We start from the raw sequence: 15,518 nt of genomic DNA on the forward strand, positions 1-15,518 counted from the left end.
AATCTTAGTTCCATCAATGTAAACTGCTTCGTCAATTAAGTTATGTTGACGAAGAATCGAAATTAAATTGGCTGAGAAATTTTGAAAAATATCATCGATTTCTTTAGAAGTAATGAAGCGAGCAATTGTACGATAAGATGGACAATCAGCTTGAACTAGCCATTCTGCATATTTATTTTCTCGTGCAAAAGTTTCAATTTTACGACATGAATAAACACCGCGAGAGTAAGCAAATAAGATCAACTTTAATAATGCAGGAGAAGAATAGACCTGTGGTCGTCCAAAAATATAGTCTTTAGCAATATTTAAACTATCAATAAAGTCGTTAATTAATGAAGCTGGATGATCAGGTTCAGGTCTAAATTGGAGAGAAATTTCTAAAGTCATTTGATTTGTGTTATAATTATTCCCGGTTTTCATAGGGGAGTTTCACTTCCTTATATACTTAATGAAGAAGTTACGTGTGAGGTAACTTCTTTTTTATTTATTATAAATGAAAGGAGGCATTTCAGCGAATTCTCGCTGAAGTGCCTCCAGTGATTTAGTGACTTATGTCACAGTCTCTATTCATTGTTATTGATTATTTTAATTCGTCTGCATCAAATCGAATTCCAGCTGATAACCGCAATTCATACAAAACCCGGTTGACCTGAATTGCAAGTTGAAGCCATTGTTTGCGCAGTTGCCGGTTTAAATCTTTATTCGGGTCATTAATTATCTTCGCAAAGTCCTTAATTTCTGAAATTAAATGATTTTCCATTAGCTGACCAATTGGATGAGCATTTCGTTGATCATCAACCCACTTAACTTCATTTAGGTCAGCTGCATTGTCCATTACAATCGTATCCTTCAAACCATAAATTTCACTTGGTAAATACGAGTTGGAAGTTTTACCAATGTTTAGCTCCACTTGAAAATGCGGATACTTCAAAATTGCAATTCCTGAGCCGTCAATTCCATTTTCAAGTTTGACCGGGAAATAATGAACTTCTTCGGGAACGCCAAACCAGCCAACAGCATCATATACTAAATACACGCCTAAATCTTGCAACGCTCCAGCTGAATGTTTCAGCGTAAAGATATTAGGATTCTTTCCTTCAAGAAAGGCATCATAGCGCGAAGAATACTTTTGATAAGTTAATGATGTTCCCTGAATCGTCTTCATTGTCCCAAGCTTTTCCTTGATTGCCGCAAAACTTGGTTCATGAATCGTCCGCGCGGCTTCAAAGAAACAAACTTCTGGATGGGCTTGAAGCAATGTAATAATTTGCTTCATCTCATTGGGATTTGAAAATGCCGGCTTTTCAACGATTACATTTTTATGATTTAAAATTGCTTGTTTTACCTGTTGAAAATGCAAATCATTCGGCGAAGCAATGTAAACAGTACTGAACACTTCACTTTCAAAGAATTTATTCAAATCAGTAAAGAAATTCTGAGCCCCAAACGGTTCCCCAAATTCTTTTGCGCGTTCCTCCGTTCGTGAATAAACTGCCGTTAATTTAAATTCATTTGTTTTTTCAGCAGTTGTTACAAAATTCCGTGAAATCATCCCAGTTCCAATAATTCCTAAGTTAATCATAAACAACACTCCTTTACCCTCTTATTTTAATCCATCCACCATTCATCTTACTGATGAAAATAAAAAAAGAGGTCGTGATTTTCATCACGATCCCCGATAATCCTTGATATAACAAGGTTTATTCATATTCAATTGTAGCGGGTGGCTTACTCGTAATGTCATACATTACACGGTTAACGTGGTCGACTTCGTTCACGATCCGCACTGAGATGGTTTGCAAAACATCCCATGGAATTTGAGCAAAATCAGCGGTCATGCCGTCGATCGACGTTACGGCGCGAATGGCAACGGCGTAATCGTATGTCCGGCCATCGCCCATTACCCCAACGGAACGAATTCCTGGAAGGGCAACGAAGTATTGCCAAATCTCTTTATCTAAGCCTGCATTAGCAATTTCTTCCCGTAAAATTGCATCTGCATCCCGGACGATCTTTAATTTTTCTTCTGTAACTTCCCCAATTACCCGGATTCCTAATCCTGGTCCTGGGAACGGTTGTCGCCATACTAAGTTATGCGGCATTCCAAGCTTTTCGCCCAATTCACGAACTTCATCCTTGAACAGGGTCCGTAATGGTTCGATCAACTTAAAGTCCATGTCCTTTGGAAGGCCCCCAACATTGTGGTGCGACTTGATCGTTTGGGCCGTATCCGTTCCTGATTCGATCACATCGGTGTACAGCGTTCCTTGAGCCAAGAACTTGATCCCGTCAAGCTTTTGCGCTTCGTCGTTAAAGACTTGAATAAATTCATTTCCAATGATCTTCCGTTTCTTTTCAGGGTCAGTCACGCCCTTCAACTTACCTAAGAAACGTTTTTGCGCATCAACCTTAATGATGTTCAAGCCGAACTTGCCGGCTAAACTATCCATTACCTGTTGAGCTTCATTTTTCCGTAATAATCCGTGGTCAACAAAAATACTTGTTAATTGGCTGCCGATCGCCTTGTGCAACAGAACCCCAACAACTGATGAATCGACCCCGCCTGATAATGCAAGCAGAACTTTCTTATCACCGACCGTTTCGCGGATCTTCTTGACCTGCATGTCGATGAAATCATCCATTGTCCAGTTATCGCGCGCCCCGCAAACATCAAAGGCAAACCGCCGTAAAATGTCATTTCCGTATTCGGTATTGCGAACTTCGGCGTGGAATTGGATTCCGTAAAACTTCTTTTCATCATTTGCAATTGATGAAATTGGGCAGTTGGCACTGGTTGCAACCGTCTTAAAGCCATCAGGAGCTTGGGTTACCAAGTCACCGTGACTCATCCAAACCGTTTGTTCCGTCGGCAAGCCCTTGAAAAGCACTGCATCCTTGTCCTTGACGGTAATTACTGCCTTCCCGTATTCCTTGTTATTGGCTGGTTCAACTTTTCCGCCTGGAAGAATGTGGGCCATCAATTGCATTCCGTAACAGATCCCTAAAACCGGAATCCCTAAATTAAAGATTTCCGGATCGACCCGGAATGCCCCATCATCGTACACACTGTTCGGGCCGCCAGAGAAAATAATTCCCTTAGGGGCGATCTTCTTAATTTCCGCTGCTGTCGTTTTGTGCGAAAGCAATTCAGAGTATACCCCGAATTCTCGGATCCGCCGGGTAATCAACTGGTTATACTGACTACCGAAATCAAGCACGATGATCTTATCAAAGTCGTTCATTTCACTTGTTGCCACGCTGTTCACCTCGTTATCAGATATTGGTTATAATTCTAAACTGGTAACCGAATGATGTCAATCGTTTTTTGGATATTCATCACAATTAACGGTAATTTTCTAATATTTACGCAACAATAGTTCGTTAATTATGTGGTCATGGCCTTTTTCAATAATTAAATCTGCCCGGTTTTTCGTTGGCAAAATGTAATCCCGTAAATTAATATGGTTGACTTTCCGCCATGTCTCCTTCGCAATTGCAAAGGCTTCATCCCGTTTCCCCGGTTGAGCAAGCGAATAATAATAGTTATGCGGATCATTAAATGCGCCGTCTAACAGCATTTCGAACCGTTCCAAGTACCATCTCTTGATGTCTTTTTCATGCGCATCCACGTAAATTGAAAAATCAAAGTAATCACTTACGTAAATTCGCTGATTCGATGGTAGCTGCAACACATTAATTCCCTCAACGATCAGGATATTCGGATTATCGACAATATCATACCGGTTCGGAATAATATCGTATATCTGGTGCGAGTACACTGGCGCGCTGGCCTTTTCACCATTCTTCACTTGATCCATAAACGTGATCAGCTTTTCCATGTCATAGCTTTCAGGAAATCCTTTGCGATCCATGATTCCGCGTTCTTTTAATTTGGCATTCGAATAAAGGAATCCGTCCGTTGTGATCAACTGAACCTTTTTCCCCGGAAATGCTTCCTTTAATAAGATCTTTAATAACCGGGCCGTGGTACTTTTCCCAACTGCAACTGAACCGGCAATTCCAATTACAAACGGGACGTTCGCCATTGGCTTATCTAGAAAGCGTGCCGTCTGTTCCTGCTTGAACCGTTGAACATTCAGTTGCATTTCCAAATAATAAACTAACGGCATGTAGATTTCCTGCACGTCTTTCATTGAGATTCGGTCATTTAATGACTTAATTCGTTCAAGCTCTTCCGGAGTCAGCGGAACAATATTTTTTTCATAATATTCCCGCCATTTTTCCCGCGGAATTTTGAAATAATTCAATGATTCTTCCATTAATATCTTCCCCTCATTGCCGTAACTAATTGCGGGCGTTCAGCTTATACGTGGCTGGATCGACATTCGCAAACAACCGTGATAATTTACCTTCTGCAAAAATATCCAACCGGTGCATTGCCCGCGAACAAATCGTATAAACTAATTGGCGTTCATCTTCGTCATGGTAATTACCATCGTTAGCATTCCACATGATAATGGCGTCAAATTCAAGTCCTTTTGCCAAGTAAGCCGGAATCACCAAAGTTCCTTCGACTAACCGTTGATTTTCCGTTTTGATCAGCGTTGCCTGTTCTCCTCGGGTTTTAAGCTGATCCGTCAATTCAGCACATTCTGCCAGTGATTTTCCAATAATTGCGGTCGTCATGTGATCTGCTGCATTGCGGTGCAACTGGTTGACCACGTCAGCGACCATCTTCGCATTTTCCGTATCAACGGTGATCGTTGGCAAATCACCATTCCGGTTAAAGGCTGTTACCTTTTCGCCGTTAACTAAAACGCCCTTCGTAAAGTCGGTGATCTGCTTGGTTGACCGGTATGACTGGGTCAGCTGAACAACTTTTGTTTTTTCAGGATCAAACATCGTTGAAAGTTCATTCAACAAGCTGTGACTGTTTTCCTTGGTGAAAATTGCCTGGTTAAGGTCACCCAGCATTGTAAAGTGCGCCCGCGGAAAATCAGTCTTCAAATAAGCGAGTTGGTAAGCAGTGTAATCTTGAATTTCATCAATAAAGACGTGCTTAATGTCATTATTGCCGCGCTTCCCGGTAATCAAATCATACAGGTAAAGGTAGGCCGTTGTGTTAGTCATTGATAATTGCCGCTTGATCAATTCCTGCTTGACCTTTTCCGTATGAGCCTGCCATTCATCCGCCGTGATTTGATATTTGTCCAGTTTCACTAACTGCGGAACTGCCCTTAAGAAGTCGTAATACTGGCGGTTAATATTAATGAAGCGATTATGAATGATCGTTTGGCGAATCTTTTGGAAATGCTTCATAACATAGTTCTTGGCCAAATAAAACATTTCGTCTTCGCCGCTTTCAAAGCTGTCGCGGTTCTTTTTGCCATATAACTTATCCAATTCTTCTTGACTAAGATCTTGAACCGCTTTTTGGACCTTGTCTGTTTTTGCCGTCTTATTCAAGCGCCGGTGAAGAAGTTTTAATAATTCTTCCTTCGTTGCACTTAACCGGTTGCGCAAATGATAATTTTCATTGAAGCCATAGTAGATTTCGCGAATCTTTTCCTTGCTGAAGACGACCTTGCCCTGATACTTGATATCCTTAAAGTCCATTCCGCCCCTTTCAAGGAAAGCAGCGTACTTCGTAGTCGCATTAAAGAATGCCAAACTATCCTTAAGCGTTTTGATTCGCTTGTTGACGCCCTGGTTATTTTCTTCAAACCGTTCCTGCAACGTTTCAACATGCAACCGCGGAACCCGGCGTTGCGTATATTGATAGAAGGTCATCTGAACCATATTCTGTTCACCTAATTCAGGCAAAACCCGGTCAATATAATCATTGAATAACTGGTTCGGCGAGAACAAAATAATTTGACTTGAGTTCAAGTTTCCGCGGTACCGGTAAAGCAGGTAAGCGACCCGTTGCAGCACAGCGGACGTCTTTCCCGAACCAGCAGCTCCTTGAACAAACAGCAGATCAGATTGCGTATCCCGAATAATTTTATTTTGTTCTTTTTGAATTGTCGTAACGATACTTTTCATCTTGATATCAGATGATTCATCTAATACTTCAAGCAGCATTTGGTCGCCAACGGTTTCGTCGGTATCAAACATTGAAATGATCTTTCCGTCTTCAACCATGAACTGTCGTTTTAGCTTTAAATCAACTGTTTGGGGGCCATCCGGAGTATCGTAGGTCACTTTTCCTAGGCCGCCGTCATAGTAGACGCTTGAAATTGGGGCCCGCCAATCATATACGAGAAAATGATCCGGAGTGTCGGAAAAACTAGCAAGCCCGATATAAATTGATTCCGGCTTGCTTTCACCGGCTTCTTGAAAATCGATCCGGGCAAAGTACGGTTTCTTTTCAAGCTTTTCCAAGACTGCAAGTTCACGGGTCGCACTTTTCCAGTTGTTTTCCCGTTCTTGAAGAAGCTGTTGCTGTTGCCGCACCGACAGCGCCGTATCCATCATGCCTGAATAAGTCGAGGTTTTGATCCGGACATTATTCTTAAAGTCTGCCTGAATTGCCCGCTCATCGGCTTCGGCATTTTGAATGTTCTGCTTGTCCTTCTTCTCAGCCTTTTGGATTTGGTCAACCACGTAATCCATTCGTTCCTGCTCTTGGCGTTTTTCCTGATCCATCTTCATTTTCCTTTCCGTTTTAAAATACAAGTTACAATATTATATCACAAAGGGAAGTTCAAAACGCAGAAAACGAACGGAAGCCCATAGAAAAACAAAACTAAGGTTAATAATTCGCCTCTTCCGGGAGAATTTATTCCTTTTTCGGTTTAAACTTTCATAATTTAATCATATTTTTTGATTAGGATATTAAAGAACTAAACGTTTCGTTTTACTTGCGTCATTTATTGGGAGCGGTAAAATACTTATTAATTGTTAACGGTCGCAGATGGTTTATTTTAAGTAGGTGAAGGAATGCTCGCGCAAATTATTTATGCAATTTTCCATTTTCGGGAATACCTTTTTCCATTGTTGCAAACCCTTGGAAACTGGTCGTACGTTTTGATCTTCGCAATCATCTTTATGGAAACCGGATTGGTCGTTTTTCCATTCTTGCCTGGTGAATCATTAATTTTCTTCACCAGTACGATTGCGGCGGTCAAAGGTTCAGTTTTAGACATTAAAATTTTAGTGGTCGTCTTTTTCTTGGCGGCCCTGATTGGCGATACCGTCAACTTTGAAATTGGCCGGCACCTGAAACAATTACCGTTCTTTGAAAAGCACCTCACCGAAGCCAAATTACAAACCGGCATTCGCTTCTATAAGCGCCATGGCGGCAAAACTGTCATTTTTGGCCGGTTTATTCCCTTTATTCGGACATTTGTGCCGTTAATTTCCGGAACGATCGGCATGCATCCGCATCAATTCGCCTTCTTTAACGTAATCGGCGTGCTGTTATGGGTCATCGTCGGTTCCGCAGTTGGTTATTTCTTCGGTCAAGTTCCGTTTGTTCAAGAACATTTTTCACAAATTTTTATCGCCATTGCTTTATGCGCCCTTGTGCCCGCAATGTTCATGGCCGTTATCAATTTCTTAAAACGGCGCAAAGAAAATCAAATGAAATAGTAAATCACTGCAGATTGCAGTGATTTTTTATATAATAATGTAAGTTATATTTAAATTCAGAGAGGGTTTTTATTTTATATGACACTTTCATTAGTCGTCGTCACGTTGGCGATTTTTGCAACGCCAATGTTGCTGTCGCGTTTTAAAATTTCAGTTTTACCGACTTCAGTTGCCGAGGTCATCGTCGGGATCATTCTTGGTCAAAGCTGCTTGCACCTTGTCAAAATGAATACCGTGCTTGAATACCTTTCAACGTTAGGCGTTATTTTCTTAATGTTCCTTAGTGGAATGGAAATCGACTTTTCCCTTTTTAAGAAAAATAGTAAAAGTCAAATGACGCCGTTGGAATTAAAGCAGGCAAATGCGCAACCGAAAGCTTCGCCGCTGAAAACGGCCGTTATCGCATACATTTTGAGCTGTGTGACCGCCGTTGTTTTGGCAGTTCTTTTCAAAGTTTCAGGGTTATTCTCTAACTTTATGCTCGCAACGATTTTATTTGCGACTGTTTCCCTGGGAGTTGTGATCTCACTGCTCAAGGAAAACGAACTGCTCAGTAAACCATTTGGTCAAACATTACTGCTTTTTGCGGTTTTAGGCGAAGTTGTTCCGTTATTAACATTGACGGTTTACTCATCGATCTATTCAGGCAAAGGTGAAACCTTGTGGCTGATCTCACTGATCTTTATTGCGGCTGCGTTATTCTTACGCCACTTCCACAAGTTTTTCTCTTTTTATGATCAAATCAATAAAGCCACCACGCAACTTGACATGCGGCTTGCATTTTTCATCATCATTACCTTGGTAGTGATCGCTGAAAGCGTCGGTGCCGAAAACATTCTGGGAGCCTTCGTTGCCGGGATCGTTGTGAAACTATTGCAACCAGAAAAGGAAACGCAACGGAAATTGGATTCAATCGGTTATGGGATTTTTATTCCGTACTTCTTCGTCTTAACTGGGGTCAAATTAAACATTCCAGCCCTCTTATCATCACCGAAGACGTTGATTTTAATTCCATTGTTCTTCATTGCATTTACGGTTGCCAAACTGCCGGCCTACTTCGGCTTTAAGACCCGATTTACTAAGCAAAATTCCCGGGCGGCATCAATGCTAGCAACCACAACGATCACCTTGGTTTTAGCAACCTTGACCGTTGCGCAACAGTTGCATGCGATTACTTCGCAACAATCTGGAGCCTTTATTTTGGCGGGGATCTTAACATGTATCTTCGGCCCGATGATGTTCAACAAGATGTACAAACCGGAACCGGAAGACGAAAAATCAACTCAGGTTCGAATTATCGGCGCCAACTTCATTACGATTCCAGCTGCCCAGCAACTCAGCAATGACGGCTATGACGTGAATGTCTACACCGATAATCAGACAGATTACAAGACATATCGCAATTCACGCGTTAAAGTTAACCTTGTAAAGACCCTTGATGCCGATGAATTGATCAAGCAGGAGATCTTCGATACCGATATTCTCGTGCTTGCCTATAATTCTGAGATCAACTATCATTTGGCATTAAGCGCCAAAAAGTACGGTGTCCAAGAAGTGCTGACTTACATTGAAACGCGCGACCCGAACAACACGATGGAAAAGGAACTTGAAGAAGCGGGCATCGACATTGTCAACAACTTCAGCATGGACGTTAATGTTCTTCGAACGGCAATTGAATCACCGTCAATGCTTCAAGTTCTTTCACATGGCGGTAATGCGCGGATCTATGAAGTTACGGTTACGAATGCCCGGTATGCAGGGCTTGAAATTCAAGAATTGCCGTTTATCAAAGACATTACGATCAGTCGGATCTTCCGCAATCGACGGTCAATCCCGCCTCACGGAAGCACCCGCATTCAATTAAACGACCACCTGATTTTTTCTGGCGAACGCGATGTCGTTCAAAAGATTCGCAAGTCACTTGGACGCTTAAACGAAGAATAAATTTAATATAGATTGGGATCTTAATATAAAATGAAATCTGTTATAATTGGCGGAATTGAAAACGAACAAATTAATTTTGACTACACGATGACTGAACTGGCAAACCTTGCTGCCGCTGACAACATGGAAGTTGTCGGTGAAGTACGGCAAAACATTGAAAAGCCGGTTTCAGCGACCTATTTTGGAAAGGGAAAGGTTGACGAAATTGCGCGGCAAGCGGAAATGCTTGATGCCGAAGCCTTGATCGTCAACGACGAACTGCTTCCAACTCAAATTCGGAATTTGGAAGAAGAAACCGGGTTGGATATCATTGACCGGACAGCCCTGATCCTTGATATCTTCGCTTCACGGGCTCATACCCGGGTCGCAAAATTACAAGTTAAAATTGCCCAGTTGCAATATCAACTGCCGCGAATTCGGACAGCAAGTATCAACAAGATGGACCAGCAGACTGCCGGCGGCAATACCGGTGGTGGCTTTACCAACCGGGGGACTGGGGAAACTCAGATCGAATTAAACCGGCGGGTAATTCAGAAACAAATTTCCAGTTTACGCAAAGAACTGAAAGAAGTTCAACGCGATAATGAAACCCAACGGAAAAAACGGAAAAAATCCGATATTAAGTCTGTTGCCCTTGTTGGCTATACCAACGCAGGAAAATCAACAACCATGAATAACGTGCTTGATTTACTTGAAATCAACGACAGCAAACGGGTTTTTGAAAAGGATATGCTGTTTGCCACCCTTGATACGTATGTTCGCAAAATCGTCTTACCTGATAAGAAATCATTCATTTTAAGCGATACGGTCGGATTTGTTTCCAAACTACCGCACCAATTGGTTGAAGCCTTCAAATCAACCTTACAGGAAGCTGCTGAAGCCGATCTGTTGATCCAGGTCATTGATATTTCAGATCCAAACTACCGCCAAATGATCAAAACAACGGAAAAGACGCTTGCTGAAATCGGGGTCGATGGCATCCCGATGATCTATGCCTTTAATAAGGCTGATAAAGCTGGCATCCCATATCCATCCGTTGAAGGTAACCAGTTTACGTACTGTGCCCGTGATCAAAAATCAATTGAAATGCTGCTCAGCATTCTTAAAAAGGAACTCTTTAAGGATTATGAAACTGAAACTTTCTTGATTCCGTTCCAAGATGGACGCTACCTTGACCTCTTAAACAAGGAAGCTAACATCAAAAAAACTGATTATCAAGCAGATGGCACTTTAATTACGGCTGAAGTTGCGCCGAAGTTAAAGCAACAGCTGGCAAAGTATATTGTTGAAGAGGATTAAAAAAAGAATGTGACTTTTGAAGGTCACATTCTTTTTTATCAGGTTCCAAAACAAACGAGCTATGTGGAAGTTCAAAAACCTCTGAATCTATGCTGGCGCGATTCATTCGCTTTTCTGCTTCCACCACGCTCGTTTTTACTGTTTTGTCACACCTTCGTCTTTAATGCTTATACTTTTGACTTCGCCAATGCTTTTGCGGTGCTTGACTTGCTTGCCGTGGGCCAAATTCATCAAACGTTTCATGCTGACTGCGTGTCAGATGTTCTGGCGTTGATGATGTCTCTGGACTGCTTGTAACCATTGACCGACGTTGGTTCGTTGATGGCTCTTCTGCGGTTCGTTCACGGTAAGCTACTTGAACCTGCACTCCATACGGCGTATCCTTTTCGATCAATCCTGTTCGGCCATTGATTTTTTCGGGCCCGCCAGTGATCACAGCCGTCGCAAGGTACAACTGATACCGTTTCACGGCTTCACGGGCAGTTAACAAGCCAACTTCTTTGACCGTTGCAACTTCTTTTCGGTCAATTTGATTTAATCCTCCGTAAACGATCAATGAATTGCCCTTCCGCACCAGTTCAAAGTACGGTAATGCAACCGGCGCACTTAATGCGGGGACCGACTTGCCGGTTGTCTGAATCTTTTCAGCGATTTCTTCTTCACTCAACCCTTGATAATCAGCCTTCATGTAATCCATCCGGATCAATTCAGCTGCAATTTGTTGAATATTGTCGCGTTGTTCCATCGTGTGAACCACCGTTGCTGGAAGAAAATTTTCATTCTTAAAGATTCCGTTTGTTTGAACGTACCCCGGTGCCATTTCTTTGCGTTCTTCTTCCGTTACTGTCATCGGATCTTTGCTTTGAATATGCAAAACCTTTTCGATCCACGGTGAAATATCATATTTCGATTTTTTCGCCTTGGTAAAGTAATATAAAATATTCAAATACGTAAAGTAAAGAATCACTAAAAATGCCAGAATAAATAACGTTCCGCGTCCCCAGAAACCATTTTGGAAGAACCGGAAAGCAACGTACAGCAGGTAGAAATTCCCGATTCCGGCTAAAATCGTATAAATTCGATTCTTTAAAACCGTGCTCAGATTAACGTAACTTAATGAGCTTCGGATCATATCAAATAGCGTAAACACTTAATTTTCCTCCTTTACTGTTGAGCTGCTCCGGCCCCGGCATTATTCTGATTTTGTCCCTGGTTTTGAGCATTCTCATTCCCAGTTCCATTCGTTTGATTGTTTGTTTGATTATTTGTTTGATTTTCATTGTCAGCATTGCCGTTTTGTTGAGCCTTTTCGTTGTTAGCTTGCTGATTATCATTTGTTTGATTTTGGTTGTCATTGGCCGCGTTCGTGTCATTATCTTGATTATCATTCTTTTCACGCTGAGCTGTCTGACCGTCTTGATCCTTCAGATTATCGTTATTTGCATTTTGCTTTTGCTGATTCTTTTGATTATCTGTTTGATTCTGATTTTGATCATCCTGCTGATCATTTTTCGTTTTATCGGTTGGTTGATCCGTCGTTTTCTGTGAAGGGGTCGTCTTTTCAACCACTTCCGTCTTCGGTTTCCCCTCAACTGTATGAGTAGCCGTATTCACAACCACGTTCGTTGCCCCTAAAGCAAGCACTGCTGAAAAGATCGCAAACGGGGTAATAAAAGGTGCAGTCCGTTTCATTAAATTCTCTCTCCTTCCGCCTGACCCATAATGGTTATCATTCTAAAAGGTAATTTTGATATATCTGCTAACGATTTTTGAATTTTTGCATGCATTCGTCACAGATTCCATAAATTTCAAAGCGGTGGCCCGTAATTCGATATCCTGGTAATTGCCGTGCAAATTGTTCCATTGGGCATTCATCCAGTTCACGGACTTTGCCGCAGTTCGTGCAGATAAAATGGTGATGGTGAAAATGATCAAAATCGCATTGATACTTGACCTGCAACACACCCTGCCGCGTCTGCATCTCAACGATCCCTAACCGGTCAAAATCGCGAATATTACGGTAAACCGTGTTATGACTCATTTTAGGGTACAGCTGATGCATAAACTCATCGACCTGCGACACGTTGATGTATTCACTTTGAAACTGATAAAGATACTTTAGAAGCTCTTTCCGTTGCTTTGTCAGTTTATAATTGTTTCGCGATAAAATTTGTAACGCACTATCGATATCCGCCATTCAAAATTCCTCTCTGAATTATTGATTGCATATAATTTACCACCGGTCTAAATAAAAAACAATCTTTTTTCGCTATCTTTTCTGAATAAGTTGATCGATCAGCTGAGTTGTTTTTTCCCAGCAATCATTCACGATCACCTGTGTATTATTTTGAATCTCAGGCGGAATCTGTAAATCTCGCTGGCTTTCATAGCTGTTGATGCGTTGTTCAACCGCCTGCGCATCATCGCCACGAGCTAACAGTCGATCTTTCAACGTTTCTTTATCCGAAACTTCAATGTGCCATACGTTGACCTGCTTTCCCAGCCGCTTAACATATTCAACCGCGCCGGCAGTATCCACCACTAAGCTGACGGTTGCATTCTTCTGCCAAGCTCGTTCAAGCCCTTCACACGAAGAGCCGTACTGTTTGCCATCATAGGTTACCGATTCAAAATAATGTTTTTGGGCAAAACTAACTGGAGTTTCGAAATAATAATCCACTCCATCCTTCTCACCTTTGCGTTTTGCCCGGGTCGTATGCGTCAATACCCGCGGAATTCCATATTGTTTTAACAGATAATTTTGAATTGTTGTTTTGCCGGTCCCGGAAGCACCGCATAAAATAATTAATTTTTTCATTGATAAATTCCTTCTCTTGTTGCATCTTTATCGATAATATAATATACTTACAAAGTACTAATTTGCTATCTTAGCTCAGCAGGTAGAGCATCACCATGGTAAGGTGGGGGTCGTCGGTTCAAATCCGATAGATAGCTTAAATAAACTTCATTAACTTTTCAAATCCTTATGAAATCAACGTTTTTCATAAGGATCTTTCTTTTAAATCAGGATAAATACACTAGGAAAATGAATTAAATGCACAGAAAATGCACTAAACAAATTTGGACAGTGCACGTTTTTAATAGGAGAAGTCTTGTAAACGTTGATATAACAAGCTTAACGGCTTATCTTTTTTAGTGCATTTTTAGAAAAAAGCGGTCTTCAATTGAAAACCGCTTAAAGACTGACAGTTAATCACTAATCTAATAGCCAATCAACCAGCTTCTTTACTAATTGTTTAACGTGCTTACTAGGCACGAGTAAGAAGAATACGTAAATATGCAAAGAAAGGACCTCCTTTCTTGTGCAAATCAAGGTTGTCAGCCTTGTCAACGCACGTGCTTTATTATATCACATGACTATGCTATACTTACTTTAGTAAGAAGAATATGTATTGACGTACAAGCGAATTAGTCAATCGCATGCCGGCAATACGAGCGTCCTATTTTGGGGCGCTTTTTTTATTAGCTAAAATGCACAGCGTTTTGAGGCTGTGTGCATGAAAAATCACGAGGAACTGCAATAAACGTTGACATAACAGGCTTTATGTCTGCTTTTTTTGTGTGCATCAAGCCAATTATCCTCTTTTAGGAGATTCATTGGGACAAATTCACACTTTTATGTGCATTTTCACTTTTTTGTGTGCATTTTTAAAATTCAAAGTCTTTTCCGTTTATAATAACACCATCATAGCAGATAGGCGGTGATAACCGTAAACTATGATAAAGTTTGTAAAGATTACTCTGATACCGATATTGCTAACGGTAAATGTGAACTTTCACAAGTTTATAACCAGTATCTTCCACTTGTTCGAAGTGTCTGTAAACGATATTACCTCCATTTATATGATACGGATGATTTGCAACAAGAAGCTCTAATCGTATGTCACAAATCTATCCAAAGATATAATTTGGATTATAAAATTTCATTCGGAGCTTTTTATAAATTAAATCTTGAGCGCCATCTTTGCAGCCTTCTCCGTCATGAAAAAAGTCAAAAAAGAATGGTTGACTCAATCGCAACATCGTATGAACAATATCTTGAAGAAACTGCAAACGAGATTTGTGATCAAACCACATCCTATTTTAGTGGTATCGAAGCAACTTTCTTAAGTAAAATTGATTTTATTGATACTCTTATTCAGCTCTCAGCTTTCGAAAAAAGCGTTTTGCATTTACATTTAACTACCCACAAAAATACAAATGAAATTGCAACTGAATTGAATGTTAAAATCGAAAAGATCTATTGTACTTTCTATCAAATCAAGAAAAAGTTAAGAAGCAAGTTTATTGACTAATTCAGAGTAATCAAAAATTTCTGATTTTATTCAGAAAAACAATAAGAGGCCGTGACTTCAATCACGGTCTCTTATTTCATCGAATCGAAAGTTATCAAGCGGAAGACGGGATTCGAACCCGCGACCCCCACCATGGCAAGGTGATGTTCTACCACTGAACTACTTCCGCATAACAAGCACGGCAACTTCCTACCCTCGCAGGAGGCGTTCCTCCAACTACTATCGGCGTTTTGAAGCTTAACTTCTGTGTTCGGAATGGAAACAGGTGTATCCTTCAAGCCATCATCACCGCACTTATTTTATTCAAGAGAACCTTGTTCCCTCAAAATTCTGTCGCTTTTACACGTTTCACGCTGCAGACGCTCTTACGGTTTCAGATCTCGGTTGCATCTGTGCATTGCGAAG

Annotated in this window: 13 protein-coding genes, 2 tRNA genes and 1 rRNA gene; 5 read left to right on the plus strand and 11 right to left on the minus strand. The window is 41.1% G+C overall.

What is annotated here, in order from left to right:
• The 5 genes from A3O17_RS05145 to helD all read right to left on the minus strand — a co-directional run.
• On the minus strand, positions 1 to 420 hold a 420-nt coding region (locus A3O17_RS05145; RefSeq protein ID WP_191979379.1), incomplete at its 3' end, for a transposase.
• 160 nt (positions 421 to 580) lie between these two features.
• Complete coding sequence (locus A3O17_RS05150; RefSeq protein WP_064212876.1) at positions 581 to 1,582, minus strand: Gfo/Idh/MocA family protein; 1,002 nt, start codon at positions 1,580 to 1,582, stop codon at positions 581 to 583.
• Between the two features lie 118 nt (positions 1,583 to 1,700).
• The gene (gene guaA, locus A3O17_RS05155) at positions 1,701 to 3,242 is read right to left on the minus strand and encodes a glutamine-hydrolyzing GMP synthase (RefSeq protein ID WP_191979115.1); all 1,542 of its coding nucleotides are present in this window, start codon (positions 3,240 to 3,242) and stop codon (positions 1,701 to 1,703) included.
• 114 nt (positions 3,243 to 3,356) lie between these two features.
• The gene (gene coaA, locus A3O17_RS05160; protein ID WP_064212871.1) at positions 3,357 to 4,280 is read right to left on the minus strand and encodes a type I pantothenate kinase; all 924 of its coding nucleotides are present in this window, start codon (positions 4,278 to 4,280) and stop codon (positions 3,357 to 3,359) included.
• Between the two features lie 25 nt (positions 4,281 to 4,305).
• On the minus strand, positions 4,306 to 6,609 hold the full coding sequence (gene helD, locus A3O17_RS05165) for an RNA polymerase recycling motor HelD (protein WP_064212872.1): 2,304 nt from the start codon (positions 6,607 to 6,609) through the stop codon (positions 4,306 to 4,308).
• Positions 6,610 to 6,903: 294 nt separating this feature from the next.
• On the opposite strand from helD, the gene A3O17_RS05170 reads away from it, so the two are divergent.
• The 3 genes from A3O17_RS05170 (at position 6,904) to hflX (ending at position 10,797) form a co-directional block, all read left to right on the plus strand.
• A complete protein-coding gene (locus A3O17_RS05170; protein WP_064208540.1) occupies positions 6,904 to 7,554 on the plus strand; it encodes a VTT domain-containing protein in 651 nt (216 codons plus the stop codon).
• A gap of 78 nt (positions 7,555 to 7,632) precedes the next feature.
• A complete protein-coding gene (locus A3O17_RS05175) occupies positions 7,633 to 9,498 on the plus strand; it encodes a monovalent cation:proton antiporter family protein (RefSeq protein WP_064212873.1) in 1,866 nt (621 codons plus the stop codon).
• A 30-nt stretch (positions 9,499 to 9,528) separates the two neighbouring features.
• Complete coding sequence (gene hflX, locus A3O17_RS05180; protein WP_064208542.1) at positions 9,529 to 10,797, plus strand: GTPase HflX; 1,269 nt, start codon at positions 9,529 to 9,531, stop codon at positions 10,795 to 10,797.
• A 160-nt stretch (positions 10,798 to 10,957) separates the two neighbouring features.
• On the opposite strand, the gene A3O17_RS05185 is transcribed toward hflX, so the two are convergent.
• The 4 genes from A3O17_RS05185 to A3O17_RS05200 form a co-directional block, all read right to left on the minus strand.
• Complete coding sequence (locus A3O17_RS05185; RefSeq protein WP_064212874.1) at positions 10,958 to 11,947, minus strand: DUF6681 family protein; 990 nt, start codon at positions 11,945 to 11,947, stop codon at positions 10,958 to 10,960.
• 14 nt (positions 11,948 to 11,961) lie between these two features.
• Positions 11,962 to 12,489, minus strand: coding sequence for a hypothetical protein (locus A3O17_RS05190; RefSeq protein WP_064208544.1), 528 nt, complete (start codon positions 12,487 to 12,489; stop codon positions 11,962 to 11,964).
• A 67-nt stretch (positions 12,490 to 12,556) separates the two neighbouring features.
• Positions 12,557 to 12,994, minus strand: coding sequence for a Fur family transcriptional regulator (locus A3O17_RS05195; protein ID WP_064208545.1), 438 nt, complete (start codon positions 12,992 to 12,994; stop codon positions 12,557 to 12,559).
• 72 nt (positions 12,995 to 13,066) lie between these two features.
• Positions 13,067 to 13,615 (minus strand): guanylate kinase, encoded by a 549-nt coding sequence (locus A3O17_RS05200; RefSeq protein WP_064208546.1) that lies wholly within the window; start codon positions 13,613 to 13,615, stop codon positions 13,067 to 13,069.
• 64 nt (positions 13,616 to 13,679) lie between these two features.
• Between A3O17_RS05200 and A3O17_RS05205 the strand changes: the two genes are divergently transcribed.
• A tRNA-Thr gene (locus tag A3O17_RS05205) sits at positions 13,680 to 13,752 on the plus strand.
• Between the two features lie 767 nt (positions 13,753 to 14,519).
• Positions 14,520 to 15,113: a sigma-70 family RNA polymerase sigma factor gene (locus A3O17_RS07795; protein WP_081255633.1), complete on the plus strand. Its 594-nt coding sequence runs from the start codon at positions 14,520 to 14,522 to the stop codon at positions 15,111 to 15,113.
• Positions 15,114 to 15,210: 97 nt separating this feature from the next.
• Here A3O17_RS07795 and A3O17_RS05215 read toward each other — a convergent pair.
• Both A3O17_RS05215 and rrf read right to left on the minus strand, forming a co-directional pair.
• Positions 15,211 to 15,282: transfer RNA gene (locus A3O17_RS05215), tRNA-Gly, on the minus strand.
• A 7-nt stretch (positions 15,283 to 15,289) separates the two neighbouring features.
• Positions 15,290 to 15,406: ribosomal RNA gene (gene rrf / locus A3O17_RS05220) — 5S ribosomal RNA — on the minus strand.
• Positions 15,407 to 15,518: the final 112 nt, after the last annotated feature.

The organism is Ligilactobacillus aviarius (assembly GCF_001654615.1).
In the GTDB taxonomy this organism is placed as follows: Bacteria; Bacillota; Bacilli; order Lactobacillales; family Lactobacillaceae; genus Ligilactobacillus; species Ligilactobacillus aviarius_B.

What these genes read in the sequence shown, in the direction of transcription:
- A3O17_RS05150 (WP_064212876.1), bottom strand. Translation starts at nt 1,582, where the DNA reads ATGATTAACTTAGGAATTATTGGAACTGGGATGATTTCACGGAATTTT.
- guaA (WP_191979115.1), bottom strand. Translation starts at nt 3,242, where the DNA reads ATGAACGACTTTGATAAGATCATCGTGCTTGATTTCGGTAGTCAGTAT.
- coaA (WP_064212871.1), bottom strand. Translation starts at nt 4,280, where the DNA reads ATGGAAGAATCATTGAATTATTTCAAAATTCCGCGGGAAAAATGGCGG.
- helD (WP_064212872.1), bottom strand. Translation starts at nt 6,609, where the DNA reads ATGGATCAGGAAAAACGCCAAGAGCAGGAACGAATGGATTACGTGGTT.
- A3O17_RS05170 (WP_064208540.1), top strand. Translation starts at nt 6,904, where the DNA reads ATGCTCGCGCAAATTATTTATGCAATTTTCCATTTTCGGGAATACCTT.
- A3O17_RS05175 (WP_064212873.1), top strand. Translation starts at nt 7,633, where the DNA reads ATGACACTTTCATTAGTCGTCGTCACGTTGGCGATTTTTGCAACGCCA.
- hflX (WP_064208542.1), top strand. Translation starts at nt 9,529, where the DNA reads ATGAAATCTGTTATAATTGGCGGAATTGAAAACGAACAAATTAATTTT.
- A3O17_RS05190 (WP_064208544.1), bottom strand. Translation starts at nt 12,489, where the DNA reads ATGAAACGGACTGCACCTTTTATTACCCCGTTTGCGATCTTTTCAGCA.
- A3O17_RS05195 (WP_064208545.1), bottom strand. Translation starts at nt 12,994, where the DNA reads ATGGCGGATATCGATAGTGCGTTACAAATTTTATCGCGAAACAATTAT.
- A3O17_RS05200 (WP_064208546.1), bottom strand. Translation starts at nt 13,615, where the DNA reads ATGAAAAAATTAATTATTTTATGCGGTGCTTCCGGGACCGGCAAAACA.